Below are 13,794 nucleotides of genomic sequence, written 5' to 3'. Positions count from 1 at the left end.
ATGAACATTCATGAGTATCAGGCCAAGCAAGTGCTGGCAAAATTCGGCGTGCCGGTGCTGAAGGGCGGCGTGGCCTACACACCGGAAGAAGCCGAACAGGTCGCGCGCGAGCTGGATGGCCCGGTTTACGTCGTGAAGAGCCAGATTCACGCCGGTGGTCGCGGCAAGGGGACGTTCAAGGAGGCCGAGGCCGGCGACAAGGGCGGCGTGCGCGTCGTCAAGTCGGTGGACGACGTGCGCGAGAACGCGCGCCAGATGCTGGGCCACACGCTGGTCACGCATCAGTCCGGCCCCGAGGGCAAGCAGGTCAAGCGGGTCTATGTTGAGTCCGGCTGCGACATCAAGCGCGAGCTGTACCTGTCCATGCTGGTGGACCGCGCCACCAGCAGCGTGACCATCATGGCCTCGACCGAGGGCGGCGTGGAGATCGAGGAGGTCGCCGCGAAGACCCCCGAGAAGATCGTCCTCCAGGCCATCGACCCGGCCACCGGCATCATGCCGTTCCATTGCCGCAAGATCGCGTTCGGCCTGGGCCTCGAAGGCGCCCAGATCAAAAGTGCGACCAAGCTGCTGATGGCCCTGTACCAGGCGTTCCTGGCCACGGACGCCTCGATGCTGGAGATCAACCCGCTGGTCGTCACCGGCGCGGGCGAGGTGATCCCGCTCGACGCCAAGATGAACTTCGACTCCAACGCCCTGTATCGCCGCCCCGAGATCTCGGAGATGCGGGACGAGGACGAGGAGGACCCGGCTGAGCTGGAGGCAACCAAGCACGACCTCAACTACATCAAGCTCGACGGCTCCATCGGCTGCATGGTGAACGGCGCCGGTCTGGCGATGGCCACCATGGACATCATCAAGCTGTACGGGGCCGAGCCGGCGAACTTCCTGGACGTCGGCGGCGGCGCCACCAAGGAGCGCGTCACGACGGCGTTCAAGATCATCCTGTCGGATTCGAACGTCGAGGGCATCCTGATCAACATCTTCGGTGGCATCATGCGCTGTGACGTCATCGCCGAGGGCGTGATCGCGGCCGCCAAGGAGGTCAGCCTGAACGTGCCGCTCGTCGTGCGCCTGGAGGGCACAAACGTCGAATTGGGCAAGAAGATCATGGCGGAATCGGGTCTGCCGATCATTGCCGCCGACAACCTCGCAGACGCCGCCGACAAGGTGGTCAAGGCCGTGAAGGAGGCGCAGTAATGGCTGTTCTCGTCAACAAGAACACCAAGGTCATCTGCCAGGGCTTCACGGGTAGCCAGGGGACCTTTCATTCCGAGCAGGCCGTGGCGTACGGCACCCAGATGGTCGGTGGCGTGACCCCTGGAAAGGGCGGCACCAAGCACCTCGACCTGCCGGTGTTCGACACCGTCGCGGAAGCCAAGGACAAGACCGACTGCAACGCGACCGTGATCTACGTGCCGCCGCCGTTCGCGGCCGACGCGATCCTGGAGGCGGTGGACGCCGAGCTTGATCTGGTCGTGTGCATCACCGAGGGCATCCCGGTGCTGGACATGGTCAAGGTGAAGCGCGCGCTGGCCACCTCCAAGACCCGTCTGGTCGGGCCGAACTGCCCGGGCGTCATCACCCCGGACGAGTGCAAGATCGGCATCATGCCGGGCCACATCCACAAGCGCGGCAAGATCGGCGTGGTGTCCCGCTCCGGCACCCTGACCTACGAGGCGGTGGCGCAGACCACGGCCACCGGTCTGGGCCAGACCACCTGCATCGGCATCGGCGGCGACCCGGTCAACGGCACCAACTTCATCGACTGCCTGGAGATGTTCCTGGCCGACGACGAGACCGAGGGCATGATCATGATCGGCGAGATCGGCGGCTCGGCCGAGGAAGAGGCCGCCGAGTTCATCGCCAAGTCCAAGGTGAAGAAGCCGATGGTGGGCTTCATCGCCGGCCGTACGGCCCCTCCGGGCAAGCGCATGGGCCATGCCGGCGCCATCATCAGCGGCGGCAAGGGCACGGCGGACGCCAAGATCGAGGCCATGCGTTCGGCCGGTATCATGGTTGCCGACAGCCCCGCCGCCCTGGGCGAGACCATGGTCAAGGCCATGAAGGGGTAAACGGCGAAGGGGTAAACGGCGGACCACATCCGCTGGAACATCCGAAAACGGGGGTCGGGCCTAGCGCTCGGCCCTTTTTTTCGGTGTGCCGGACTCACCCCGGCTCATTCGGGCGCCGCTCCAGCAAACTCGCATCACCATAGCTGTAGAACCGGTAGCCCGTCGCGATGGCGTGGGCGTAGGCGGCCTGCATCGTCTCCAGCCCGCTGAAGGCCGAAACCAGCATGAACAGCGTGCTGCGCGGCAGGTGGAAGTTGGTCAGCAGGCGGTCCACGATCCGGAACCGGTAGCCGGGCGTGATGAAAATGTCCGTGCCACCGGCGAAGGCGGACAGGGTGCCGTCCGGCGCGGCGGCGCTTTCCAGAACCCGCAGGGCCGTGGTGCCGACCGCGACCACCTTGCCGCCGGCCGCTCGCGCCGCCTGGATGGTCTCGGCGGCGGCGGCGGTGACCACGCCGTCCTCGACATGCATGCGGTGGTCGTCGGTGTCGTCCGTCTTGACGGGCAGGAAGGTGCCGGCGCCCACATGAAGCGTCACCGTCACGCGCTGCACGCCGCGCGCGTCCAGGGCCGCGAACAGGCGCTCCGTCATGTGCAGGCCGGCGGTGGGGGCCGCCACGGCGCCGTCGGCGCGGGCGTGCACGGTTTGATAATCGGCGCGGTCCTCGGCGTCGTCGGGGCGCTTGATGTAGGGGGGCAGGGGGATATGCCCGTGCGCCTCCAGCGCCGCCATCAGCGTCGCACCGCCCCGGTCGAAGCGCACCTCGACCTCGCCGCCGTCGCCCTTGGCGATGCATTCGCCCTGGAAGTCCGCGGCGATCCGCAGCGGCGTGCCGGGCTTCAGCTTGCGGGCCGGGCGGGCGAAGGCCCACCACGTGTCCGGCCCGGAGCGACGGTGCAGCATGATCTCGACCTTGCCCGCGCCGACCTGGGCGAACAGGCGGGCCGGGATCACGCGCGTATCGTTCAGCACCAGCACGTCGCCCGGGTCCAGCAGGTCGGGCAGGTCAAGCACCCCGTGATCCGCGAGCGCACCGTCGGCGCCGACATGCAGCAGACGCGCGGCGTCGCGCGGCCGGGCGGGCCGGTCGGCGATGCGATCCGGGGGCAGGGGAAAGTCGAACAGATTAACGCGCATGACAGGCCGGGTCCGGGGTGGCGGTCGAGTTTGGGGCGGTGTGGAGCGGGGCGCGCGAGGATGCGTCAGGCCACGTCAGCCGTCCAGTCAAACCGTTCCCCCAGGCGGATGACCGCCCGCACGGCGCGCAACCGGGCAACCGAGGCCATGGCGTCGACGCGGGGGCCACGCTACACTGGCGGCCCAGCCGTGGTCCCGTGATCGCAAGGAAAGCCGCATCCGATGCCTCCGCGCCCTTCCTCTTCCTGGCCCCCGTCGCCGCCCTCTCCCACTGGGGAGCCCCGGCCCGCGGATCAGCCGGCCGGTCCGGACGCGGTGTCCGCGCGGGATCCCGTGGTACCGGGCCGCGTGGAACACGAGGCTGGGGCGCCGACCGATAGGGTGTCCGACGATGCGTTGGACGCCCTGTTTGCGCGGCACGAAGATCGGGCCCATACCGTCAACGTGCGTTTGTCGATCCCGGTGTTCCGCTGGCGGTTCTATCTGGTGATGCTTGGGGGCCGGGAACTCCGCCATGCCGAGCGGCGCGCGCGGGACCGCTCGCGATATCCGCTGCTGACGCTGGGGAACGTGCTGTTTCTGGCGTGGTTCGTGTTCGCCGTCTATGCGTTCGTGCTGATCGTGTCGGTGGCGGTTCAGGGGATGCTGGGCGGGTGATGCCTGTGCGACCCGTCGGGAGTAAGATACCGTGATGAGTCTGTTGGCCGACCTGTATGCGTCGGGCAGGGTGGCCGACGTGCTGGTGGTGTTCGTGCTTTTGGAAGCGGTGGGCCTGATCTGGCTGCACCGCCGCGTGGGGCGCCCGGGCGCGCCCTGGGGTCTTCTGATCAATCTGGCGACCGGCGCGGCGCTCGTGCTGGCCCTGGGGGCGGCGCTCAAGGGTGCCGCCTGGCCCTGGATCGGCCTGTGGCTCATCGTGGCCCTGGTGGGCCATACGGCTGATCTGGCGGTGCGTTGGCGCGCCGGCGGCCGGTAACGGATCCCGTCCGGGATTCCGTTATCCGGTCGCGCCCAAGCCGGCGGCGATGGCGTTCACCGTCTGCAAAAGGGAGGGTAGCCAGCGGTCGGCTTCATGGTCGCGCCCGCTGGCCCGCAGGTCGCGCCACATTTCCAAGAGCTGAATCTGGCGGTCGTGGATTGGTACCAGCGCGGGGGCGCGCAGCGACAGAACATGCTGCACGCGCGGTCGCGTCTCGGCCAGCGGCCCCTGGTAGATCGCCTCCAAGCCCTCGCGCGTGCGCTCGTACTCCTCCAGGATCAGGCCAAGAAGACGTTCCCGGATCGCCGTGTCCCGGACCAACCCGGCGTAGCGCACCATCACATCGCGGTCGGCGCTGGCCCAGCCGGTGGCGGCGTTGCTGATGAGGTAGTGCAGCACCGGCCAGGAGGCGTCCCGCTTGCACGCGGCCAGCCGCTCGAACGCCTCCGGATCCGAATCCCGCAACGTCTTTAGGGCAGTGCCGACGCCGAACCACGCCGAGACGAGAAAGCGCGACTGGCCCCAGGCGAACACCCAGGGAATGGCGCGTAGATCCTCCAGCGTGCGTTGGCCCGAGCGGCGCGCCGGCCGGGAGCCGATACGACTGGATTCGATCACGTCGATCGGCGTCGCCTCGCTGTAGAATGCCATGAAGCCGTCGGCATCCAGCAACTCGCGGTATCGGGCGCGGCTGACCTTGGCCAACTGGTCCATCACCGGCGACAGCCCCTGATCGCCGCGCGGCCGGGCGGACCGCAGGGTGTGGTTCAGCGTGCCGGCGGTGAGCAGTTCCAGATTGTGCGCGGCGGTGACGACGTTGGCGTATTTCTGTGAAATAGTCTCGCCCTGTTCCGTCAAGCGCAGGTCGCCGCCGATGGCGCCGGGCGGCTGAGCCCGCACGAAGCGGTGCGTTGGGCCCGAGCCCCGGCTGATGGTGCCGCCGCGTCCGTGGAACACCCGCAGCCGCACGCCGTACTCCCGGCCGACAGCCACCATGGCGGTCTGCGCACTGAACAGACCCCACTGGCTGGCCATGAGCCCGCCGTCCTTCCCGCTGTCGCTGTAGCCGACCATCACCTGTTGACAGGGCCGCTCCGCTCCGGCGTCGAGGCGCTGGAACTCCAGGCTGGCCTTGGTCACCGGATGGGACAGGAAGCCCTCCAGGATCGCCGGGCCGTTCTCGAGGTCCTCGATGGTCTCCAGCAGCGGTACGACGGGCAGCGGGCAGACGGCGACCCCATCGCGGTAGGTCAACAGGCCGGCCTCTCGGGCCAGCAGATAGACGACCAAAAGGTCCGAGACCCCCCGGGTCATGCTGACGATCAGGGCGCCGAGACCGTCCGGTCCCCGGTCCGCGAGCCGGCGGGCGACCACCCGCAGGCAGCCGAGCACGCTCGCCGCCTCCGGTCCCGCACGGGTGCCGTCGTGCATGAACGGCCTGGGCGAGGCCAATTCCCGGTTCAGAAGCGCCAGGCGGCGCTCTTCGTCCCAGTTGGGGAAGTCCGCCCCGTCGATGCCGGCGGCGACCAGAAGCTGCGCCACGGCGCGGTCGTGGAAGGCGCTATTCTGCCGGATGTCCAGGGTTGCCAGATGGAAGCCGAAGCTGCGCACCATGGCGTGCATCGGTCCGACGTCGCGATCCGCCAGCCGGCGCGCACCCAGCGCCACCAGGGTATCGGCGAGGAGTTCCAGGTCCTTCAGAAGCTCGCGGGCGCGCCGGTACCGCCCGGGCGCCAGCGGGCCGGAGGGATCGGGCAGCGCCACGATCATCATGTTGACGAACTGGCGCCAGGGCTCGCCGCGATTGCGTTGGAATGCCTCTTCCGCCGGCGCCCCAAGCTCTTCGGTCATGCGGGTGAGGCGCCGGGTCAGGGCCGGGGGCACCACTTGCCGGGACAGCGTCAGCGACAGTCCGGCCGCCAGTTTGCCCAGGCGATCGCGCAGGTTCTCCAGCGCGCGGGCGGACAGATGCTCCAAGGTCCAGGCGGTGATTTCGGGCGTGACCAGGGGGTGGCCATCCCGATCGCCGCCCACCCAGTTGCCGAAGGTGACCGTCGGGCGGTGCGTGGGATCGTTGAGCAGGGCCGGATCAAAGCCGACGCGCCGCCACGCTGTTTCGAGGCGTCGGTCGAGCCAGGGCAGAGTCTGCGGAAACATCTCGCCCAGATAGTACAGGATGATGCCCAATTCGCCTTTGACGGTGGGCTTCTCCAGCAGGATTTCGCCGGTGCGCCAGAGCCGTTCCAGCCCGGCCTTCGTCTCTTCCCTCAAGGCGAGGCGTTCGCCAGGCGTCCACATCGTGTTCTCGTTGTCCACCAGCAGGCGATAGATGGCCCGGTGATGATGCAGCACGCTGGCGCGCTTAGCCTCGGTGGGGTGGGCGGTCAAAACCGGCTCGACCCGGATGGTCCCCAGGGCGTCGGCGATTTCCTGCGGCGTCCAGCCGTCGCGCGCGAGGCGGGTCAGGACATACTCCCAGGAGCCAGAGTCGGCCTCCAGGGCTTCCTCGGCTTCGACTTGGCGGCGGCTCTGCGCCCCCGCGTTTTCCTCGGCCTGCTGAAGGAGCTGGAAGGCAATGGAGCGGGCCTCGACGCACCGTTCGACCAGGGCGTCGCCCGGATCCTCGGGCCAGGTGTTGACGTTCGAATGGTCCACGGAGACAGCGGCGCCGTCCTGTTTCGGCCACGGCAGGCGTTCGGCCACGGTGTCCTCGCCGATCTCCCGCAGCACCTCGGCAAAGGCATCCATGAGATACCGCAGATCTCGCTCGACCTTCGGCAAGGCGGCTTCATCGGATAGGCGCGTCGTGTTGGCGGCGGGCATCGGCAGGCCTCGCAGGCAGAAAGCGGAACGATGTGGCAGGAACGGGGAGCGCGCACAGGTCCGCCCCCGAGGTGGCGGGCTTCAGGCACTCCCGAGGAGGATAACGTACGGACCGGCGACCGCAAGTCAACAGGCGGGATCTGTTGAATGGCCTCGGACGCCCCCTCGCAAGTGACCCTGCTCGCCGGTCACGGCGGGACTCACCCCTCCGCCGCCGGATTCTCCAGGCCCGCGCGCACATCCGTGTCTTGGGTGGGAGTCCATTTGCGGACAAAGGCTTTCAGGCGCTCGTCCTTCGGATCCTCCAGGACGATGCGCAGCCGCACGAGCTGGTCGCCGCGCGCGTCCAGAGCGCCGTCCTTGCGCGGCAGGCCCTTGCCGCGCAGGCGCAGGGTCGCGCCGGTATTGGAGCCCTCCGGCACGGTGACCGCCACGCGCCCGTCGACGGTCGGCACGGTGATCTTGCCGCCCAAGACGGCCTCGCGCAGGCTGATCGGCACCTCGGCGATGACATCGTCGCCGGACGCGGAGAACACCGGGTGGGGGCGGACGACGATCTCCACCAACGCATCCCCGGCGTTGCCGGAGATGCCGCTGCCCGTACCCTGGCCGCGCAGGCGAAGGGTCGTGCCCCCCACGCAGGCGGCGGGCACGCGCACCTTGAGCGTCTTGCCGTTGGCGAGGGTGACCGTGCGCGAGGCGCCCAACGCGGCGTCCTCGAACGACACCGTCAGGCGATAGCGCGAGTCCGCGCCGCGCTTCGCGTCCGCACCGTCGCCCCCTTCGCCAGCGGCCTTGCGCTTGGCCGACTGGGCGCGGGCGAAAATGTCGTCGAAGCTGCTGGCGCCCTTGAACAGGTCGTTGAACTGGAAATGGAAGCCGTCGTCCGCGCTGCCGCTCGCCGAGGCTCGGGACCCTCCGCCGAAGCCGCTGCGGAAGTTGCTGCCAAAGCCACTGCGCGGTCCGCTGGAGCGGAAGCCGAACGGGCGCTCCTGCCCATTGGCGTCGATCTCCCCCCGGTCGTAGCGGGCGCGCCGCGTTGGATCGGACAGCAGATCATGGGCCGCGTTCAATTCCTTGAACCGGTCCTCCGCCTTGGGGTCCGTGGTGTTGACATCGGGATGCATGGTGCGCGCCCGCGAGCGGTACGCGCGCTTGATGTCGTCGGGGCTGGCGTCGTGTGGAACGCCGAGCACGGTGTACGGGTCCTTCATGGCCGTCGGATCGACCCATATGTTGAATGATGCTCATGATATAGGGCGACGGACCGCCGCACGCCAGTTCCCACACGCACACGGCACCATCCCGTCCGCGGGTCCCTACGGCGCGGCGGAATGGCCTTGCCCCTTTGCCGTGACGCTAGCTCAGGATCTGCCACGTTCCGTCGGGCTGCTGGCAGGCGGTGCCCGTGGCCTCTTCCAGGCGACCGTCGATGGTCACGGTGGTCCGGAACTGACGGCAATACTGGCCGGTGTTGGTCTGGCCGCTGCGGATCGGCGTGATGGTGCCGGAGTTGCCGCTCTGCGGGTTGTTCCAGTTGATGGTCTGGCCGACCGGGGCTGTGTAGGCCTGCTGGGACGCCTGCCGCATCTGCTGGCGGTCGGTTTCGTCCAGGGACCGGCCGAGTTCGCTGCCGACCGCGGCGCCAAGCAGCACGCCCAGGCCGGTCGCGGCCATGGTCCAGCCCGAGGAGCCGCCGAACTGCGAGCCGAGCAGGCCGCCCAGCGCCGCGCCACCGAGCGTCCCGACAGTCTGCTTCGGATTGTTCTGCGCGGATTGACAGGCCGTCAGGGCCGGACCGGCGAGGAGGGAGACCGCCAGGACAGCGGCGGTGGAACGCTTGGCGAAAACGGGCATGGTTGGGACCTTTCGTCACGGACGCGGGAGCGTGCGCCTCCCTCTATGAAGCGGCAAGGTGGCGAAAAAATGAGCGGATCACGGAAATCCCGCGACGACGCCATCGCAAGGCCCTGTCAGGTGGCGTTTCCCTGCTCCACCGGCAACCCCTGGCCCCGCCAAGCCTGCATGCCGCCGCTGATCACCGACAGGTCGCGAAAGCCCGCCTTGCGCATCACGCGCGCGGCGTGCGCGGCCCGGCTGGCGGTCTGGCAGACCAGATAGACCGGCGTGTCCAGGACCTCGCCGCGGCTGGCTCCCATCTCCTTCAGGCGGGCGCCGATCTGGTCGAGCGGCAGGTTGACCGCGCCCGGAATATGGCCGGTGCGACCCGCGAACTCGCGCGGCGAGCGGACATCGACCACCAGCACGTCGTCGCCCTGGTCCAGGCGGGCTTTCACTGTCTTCGGAGGGACGAAGGACACACCGCGTGCCAGCAGGCGGGGCATCATGCGCATCAGCAGCACCGCGCCCATGCCGATGGCGATCGGCAGCACGATGTCCATCGAAAGCAGCGAGTCGAGGTTCTCCACGGTGGTCCGATCCCTGTCCAGTCGAGGTCGTGCCGGAGGTAGCCGCCGCCTCATGCGGAGTCAAGGTCGTGGCCCCGGTGTGAGACCATGGACACGGCGCGCGATCCCGCCTACATCCTGCCCCATGATGGACAGCACCAACGCCCCCCCCAATCCGCCCCGTATCCGCATCATCGGCGGCGGCCTCGCCGGCAGCGAGGCGGCGTGGCAATGCGCCCGCCGTGGCCTCGCCGTGACGCTGGTCGAGATGCGCCCCGAGCGCTCCACCGAGGCCCATGTGACCGATGGTCTCGCCGAGCTGGTGTGCTCCAACTCGTTCCGCTCGGACGATCCGGACGGCAACGCCGTGGGCTTGCTGCACGCCGAGATGCGGCGGCTCGACTCGCTCGTCATGGCGGCGGCCGACCGCAACCGCGTGCCGGCGGGCGGGGCGTTGGCCGTGGATCGCGAGGCGTTCTCGCGCGACGTTCAGGCCGCGCTGGAGGCGCATCCGGGCGTGACCATCACCCGGGGGGAGGTCACCGCCCTGCCCGAGGCGGACGACGGCCCCACCATCATCGCCACCGGCCCCTTGACGTCCCCGGCGCTGGCGGAGGCGGTGCGCGCCGACAGCGGGGAGGCGCATCTGGCCTTCTTCGACGCCATCGCGCCGATCGTGCACAAGGACAGCATCAATTTCGACGTGGCGTGGTTCCAGTCGCGCTACGACAAGGGCGACGGCGCGGACTACATCAACTGCCCCATGACGCGGGAGCAGTACGACGCCTTCCTCGACGCCCTGCTGGCGGCGGAGAAAGTCGCCTTCAAGGAATGGGAGGGCACGCCGTATTTCGAGGGCTGCCTGCCCATTGAGGTCATGGCCGAACGTGGGCGCGAAACCCTGTCCTACGGCCCCATGAAGCCGGTGGGCCTGACCAACCCGCGCGACCCGGAGCACAAGCCCCACGCGATCGTGCAACTCCGCCAGGACAACGCGCTGGGCACGCTCTACAACATGGTCGGTTTCCAGACCAAGCTGAAGCACGGGGAACAGGCGCGCATCTTCCGCATGATCCCCGGCCTGGAGACCGCCGAGTTCGCCCGGCTGGGCGGCATTCACCGCAACACCTTTCTGAACAGCCCGCGCCTGCTGGACACGACGCTGCGCCTGAAAACGCGGCCGTGGATCCGCTTCGCGGGGCAGGTGACCGGCTGCGAGGGCTATGTGGAGAGCGCGGCCGTCGGCCTGATGGCCGGCCTGTTCGCCAGCGCGGAGGCTCGCGGCGCCGAGGCTGTGGCGCCGCCGGCCGTGACCGCGCTGGGGGCGCTGCTGGGGCACATCACGAACCCGGCGCACGCCGAGACCTTCCAGCCGATGAATGTCAATTTCGGCCTGTTCCCGGAGTTGCCGGCCGAGATGACCCGCATCGGCAAGCGCAAGGTGCGGGGCCGCGACCGCAAGGCGCTGTACGGCCAGCGCGCCCGGCCGGCGCTGGAGGCCTGGATCCAGGATCCGGCGGTGGGCGAGGCGGCGTAAGGCCGCGTGCCCGGCTACTTCGCCGAGACCGGGACGGGTGCGGGCCTTGCCAGCGGGCGCTCGTCGATCGGCAGGTGCAGCACCATCGCCATCAGGCCCAGCGCGACACCGGCCCACCACACCGGATCATAGGTGCCGAAGGTGTCGTACAGATACCCGCCCAGCCAGACGCCACTGAAGCTGCCGAGCTGGTGGCTCAGGAACACGATGCCGAACAGGGTGTTCATGTAGCGCAGGCCGAACACCTGTCCGACGATGCCGGTGGTCAGGGGCACGGTGGACAGCCACAGCAGGCCCATGGCGGCGGCGAACAGGCCGATCACCAGCGGCGTCTTGGGCGCCAGCAGCAGCGCCAGGATGATGACCGAGCGCAGGCCATAGATCGCGGCCAGCCCGCCCTTCATGCTGTACCGCTGGCCGAACAGGCCCGACGCAAACGCGCCGACGATGTTGAACAGCCCGATCAGCGCCAGTGCCATCGCGCCCACCGATCCGCTCATGCCGAGGTCCTTCACATAGGCCGGGAAGTGCACGGTGATGAAGGCGACATGGAAGCCGCAGACGAAAAAGCCCGTGGTCAGCAGGACATAGCCGCGATGCCGACGGGCCTCGCCCAGCGCCTGTGCCAGGGTCTGCTCCAGTCCGGTGTCGAGACCCGGGCCGGTGGTGCGTGCCCGGGGCAGCGCGAAGGCGAGCGGCACCAGGGTCAGCGTAATGGCGGCCAGCAGCAGCAGCGCGGTCTGCCAGCCGAAGGCGACGATGAACCCTTGGCCCAACGGCGAGAACACGACCTGTCCCAGTGACCCGGCGGCGGTGCCCAGTCCGAGCGCGATGGACCGCTTTTCAGGCCCGACCACTCGCGCCATTGCGGCCAGGGCGAGCGAGAACGCGGTGAACGCCACCCCCAGACCGGTGATGACGCCCGCGAACAGATGCAGCATCCAAGGCACCGTCGCCAGCGCCATTCCAGCCGTGCCGGCGGCATACAGCAGCGCACCGACGGCGATCACCCGCGCCGCCCCGTGGCGGTCCGCCAGAATCCCCGCCAGCGGCAGGCCGAGGCCCCACAGCAGGTTCTGGATCGCCAGGGCGAGGGCGAAGGTTTCACGGCTCCACCCCTGGGCCGCCGTCATCGGCTCCAGGAACAGGCCGAAGACGGAGCGGGTGCCGAACCCCAGGAGGGCGATCAGGACACCGGCGACCATGACGGTGCGGACGTGACGGCGCGACGCGGACTCAGGCGAACCGCCCGGCGGACGGGGTTGGGATTGGCTCATAGCGCAAGATAGACGTAGAACCAGCCGAACAGGAAGAGCCAGACGATATCCACGAAGTGCCAGTACCACTCGGCGAACTGAAGGCCGAGGTGCTTGTCCTCGGTGAAGTGGCCGCGCCGGGCGCGCAGGGCACAGACGGTCAGGAACACCACGCCCACGAAGACGTGGAAGCCGTGGAAGCCGGTCGCCATGAAGAACACCGACGAATAGATGTTCGCATCGAAGGCGAAGGGTGCGTGGCCGTACTCGACGGCTTGCAACACCAGGAACAGCGCGCCCAGCCCGGCGGCGATGGCGATGCCCTTGACCACGCGGCCCTGGTTGGCGCGGTGCAGGCCCCCCCGGCCCCACATCAGGACGAAGCCCGAACTCACCAGGATGAGCGTGTTCGCCAGCGGGAGGCCCCAGGGGGAGAACACCTCGGTGCCCGCCGGCGGCCAACTCTTCACGACGGGGCTGAACAGGAACGCGTTGTGGAAGTAGGACCAGAAGAACGCGACGAAGAACATGATCTCGGAGACGATGAACAACCCCATGCCGGCGCGCAGGCCCCAACGGACACGGCGGGTATGGGCCAGCCCGGAGCGGGATTCCCGCACCACGTCACGCCACCACATCAGCATGGCCAGCAGCACGATCGCGAGGCCGCCCAGCATGATGTAGGGCGGCTCGCCGTGCATGAAATGCACCGCGCCATACGCCAGGACAAAGGCACCGATGGACCCCAGAAGCGGCCAGGGACTGGGGGCGACGATGTGGAACGGGTGGCCGCGCCTGGCGGCGGTGTCGATCATGGTCGAGGGGACGGTCATCGGGCGGATCTCCCTTCCGGGCCGGGCGCATCAGGTGGCGTCGAAGCGGGCGCCTCAGGTGGCGTCGAAGCGGGCGCCTCAGGTGGCGTCGAAGCGGGCGCCTCAGGTGGCGTCGAAGCCGGCCACCTCAGGTGGCGTCGAAGAAGGTGTACGACAGCGTGATGGTGTGCACGTCGCGGGCGTGCTCATCCTCCAGGATGGCCGGATCGACCGAGAACAGCACGGGCATGTCCACCGCCTGTCCCGGCTCCAGGGTCTGCTGGGTGAAGCAGAAGCATTGGATCTTGGTGAAGTACGGCGCGACCTTGGCCGGCGTGACGTTGAAGGTGGCCGTGCCGGTGATCGCGTGGCCCGAGGTGTTCTCGGCCCGATAGCTGATGAGGGACGGCCGTCCGATAGGGACGGTCACGGCCCGGTCGACGGGCTGGAAGCGCCAGGGCAGGGCGCGGTCCACGTTGGCGTCGAAGCGCACCGTGATGGTGCGGGCGGCGGCCCCGGGTTGGGTGTTGGAGCCCGCCGCCGGTGGCCCTGCGGTGGCTGGGGCGGGTGCGGTCTCTTGTGCCTTGGCCGCGATCTTCGGCGTGCCGCCGTAGCCGGTGACCTGACAGAACACCTGGTACAGCGGCACGGCAGCGAAGGCCATGCCGACCATGCCGACCGCCACCCCACCGAACAGCAGGCCGATGCGGGCGTTGGCGGTCCCGCGGGGGGGCGGGGGTTCTGTCCGGTGGGTGTCCATGCGCGG

13 protein-coding genes are annotated in these 13,794 nt (G+C 68.9%); 5 read left to right on the top strand and 8 right to left on the bottom strand.

The window, feature by feature from the left end; genetic code table 11:
• Nucleotides 1-1,200 carry an ADP-forming succinate--CoA ligase subunit beta gene (gene sucC, locus GGD82_RS04770; RefSeq protein WP_150061980.1) on the top strand — a complete coding sequence of 400 codons (1,200 nt, stop codon included), beginning with the start codon at nucleotides 1-3 and terminating at the stop codon, nucleotides 1,198-1,200.
• On the top strand, nucleotides 1,200-2,075 hold the full coding sequence (gene sucD / locus GGD82_RS04765) for a succinate--CoA ligase subunit alpha (protein WP_150061981.1): 876 nt from the start codon (nucleotides 1,200-1,202) through the stop codon (nucleotides 2,073-2,075). The genes sucC and sucD overlap by 1 nt, the downstream gene beginning before the upstream one ends.
• Before the next feature lie 94 nt (nucleotides 2,076-2,169).
• Here sucD and queA read toward each other — a convergent pair whose 3' ends face one another.
• A complete protein-coding gene (gene queA, locus GGD82_RS04760) occupies nucleotides 2,170-3,213 on the bottom strand; it encodes a tRNA preQ1(34) S-adenosylmethionine ribosyltransferase-isomerase QueA (RefSeq protein ID WP_150061982.1) in 1,044 nt (347 codons plus the stop codon).
• 333 nt (nucleotides 3,214-3,546) lie between these two features.
• Here queA and GGD82_RS04755 point away from each other — a divergent pair, with 333 nt between their 5' ends.
• Together GGD82_RS04755 and GGD82_RS04750 are read left to right on the top strand one after the other, a co-directional pair.
• Nucleotides 3,547-3,870 (top strand): hypothetical protein, encoded by a 324-nt coding sequence (locus GGD82_RS04755; protein WP_150061983.1) that lies wholly within the window; start codon nucleotides 3,547-3,549, stop codon nucleotides 3,868-3,870.
• A gap of 31 nt (nucleotides 3,871-3,901) precedes the next feature.
• Nucleotides 3,902-4,189 carry a hypothetical protein gene (locus GGD82_RS04750; protein ID WP_375782113.1) on the top strand — a complete coding sequence of 96 codons (288 nt, stop codon included), beginning with the start codon at nucleotides 3,902-3,904 and terminating at the stop codon, nucleotides 4,187-4,189.
• A gap of 21 nt (nucleotides 4,190-4,210) precedes the next feature.
• Here the strand turns inward: GGD82_RS04750 and GGD82_RS04745 are convergent, their stop codons facing one another.
• The 4 genes from GGD82_RS04745 to GGD82_RS04730 all read right to left on the bottom strand — a co-directional run bounded on the left by GGD82_RS04745 (nucleotide 4,211) and on the right by GGD82_RS04730 (nucleotide 9,444).
• The gene (locus GGD82_RS04745; RefSeq protein WP_150061984.1) at nucleotides 4,211-7,015 is read right to left on the bottom strand and encodes a phosphoenolpyruvate carboxylase; all 2,805 of its coding nucleotides are present in this window, start codon (nucleotides 7,013-7,015) and stop codon (nucleotides 4,211-4,213) included.
• A 200-nt stretch (nucleotides 7,016-7,215) separates the two neighbouring features.
• Nucleotides 7,216-8,229, bottom strand: a complete 1,014-nt coding sequence (locus GGD82_RS04740) for a DnaJ C-terminal domain-containing protein (protein WP_150061985.1) — start codon at nucleotides 8,227-8,229, stop codon at nucleotides 7,216-7,218.
• Between the two features lie 145 nt (nucleotides 8,230-8,374).
• Nucleotides 8,375-8,872, bottom strand: coding sequence for an RT0821/Lpp0805 family surface protein (locus GGD82_RS04735; protein ID WP_150061986.1), 498 nt, complete (start codon nucleotides 8,870-8,872; stop codon nucleotides 8,375-8,377).
• A gap of 116 nt (nucleotides 8,873-8,988) precedes the next feature.
• Nucleotides 8,989-9,444, bottom strand: a complete 456-nt coding sequence (locus GGD82_RS04730; RefSeq protein ID WP_170284247.1) for a rhodanese-like domain-containing protein — start codon at nucleotides 9,442-9,444, stop codon at nucleotides 8,989-8,991.
• Nucleotides 9,445-9,568: 124 nt separating this feature from the next.
• Between GGD82_RS04730 and trmFO the strand changes: the two genes are divergently transcribed.
• Entirely contained in the window at nucleotides 9,569-10,960 is a 1,392-nt protein-coding gene (gene trmFO / locus GGD82_RS04725; RefSeq protein WP_211364743.1) for a methylenetetrahydrofolate--tRNA-(uracil(54)-C(5))-methyltransferase (FADH(2)-oxidizing) TrmFO, read from the top strand.
• 14 nt (nucleotides 10,961-10,974) lie between these two features.
• Here trmFO and GGD82_RS04720 read toward each other — a convergent pair whose 3' ends face one another.
• The 3 genes from GGD82_RS04720 to GGD82_RS04710 form a co-directional block, all read right to left on the bottom strand.
• On the bottom strand, nucleotides 10,975-12,165 hold the full coding sequence (locus GGD82_RS04720; RefSeq protein WP_246163809.1) for an MFS transporter: 1,191 nt from the start codon (nucleotides 12,163-12,165) through the stop codon (nucleotides 10,975-10,977).
• Between the two features lie 68 nt (nucleotides 12,166-12,233).
• Nucleotides 12,234-13,049, bottom strand: coding sequence for a cytochrome c oxidase subunit 3 (locus tag GGD82_RS04715; RefSeq protein WP_246163811.1), 816 nt, complete (start codon nucleotides 13,047-13,049; stop codon nucleotides 12,234-12,236).
• A gap of 127 nt (nucleotides 13,050-13,176) precedes the next feature.
• Nucleotides 13,177-13,788 carry a cytochrome c oxidase assembly protein gene (locus GGD82_RS04710; protein ID WP_150061989.1) on the bottom strand — a complete coding sequence of 204 codons (612 nt, stop codon included), beginning with the start codon at nucleotides 13,786-13,788 and terminating at the stop codon, nucleotides 13,177-13,179.
• Between the last annotated feature and the right edge of the window lie 6 nt (nucleotides 13,789-13,794).

Source organism: Roseospira marina (assembly GCF_014197855.1).
In the GTDB taxonomy this organism is placed as follows: domain Bacteria; phylum Pseudomonadota; class Alphaproteobacteria; order Rhodospirillales; family Rhodospirillaceae; genus Rhodospira; species Rhodospira marina.
The sequence above is the reverse complement of the archived record's forward strand: the minus strand, read 5'-3'. Positions and strand labels throughout refer to the sequence as shown.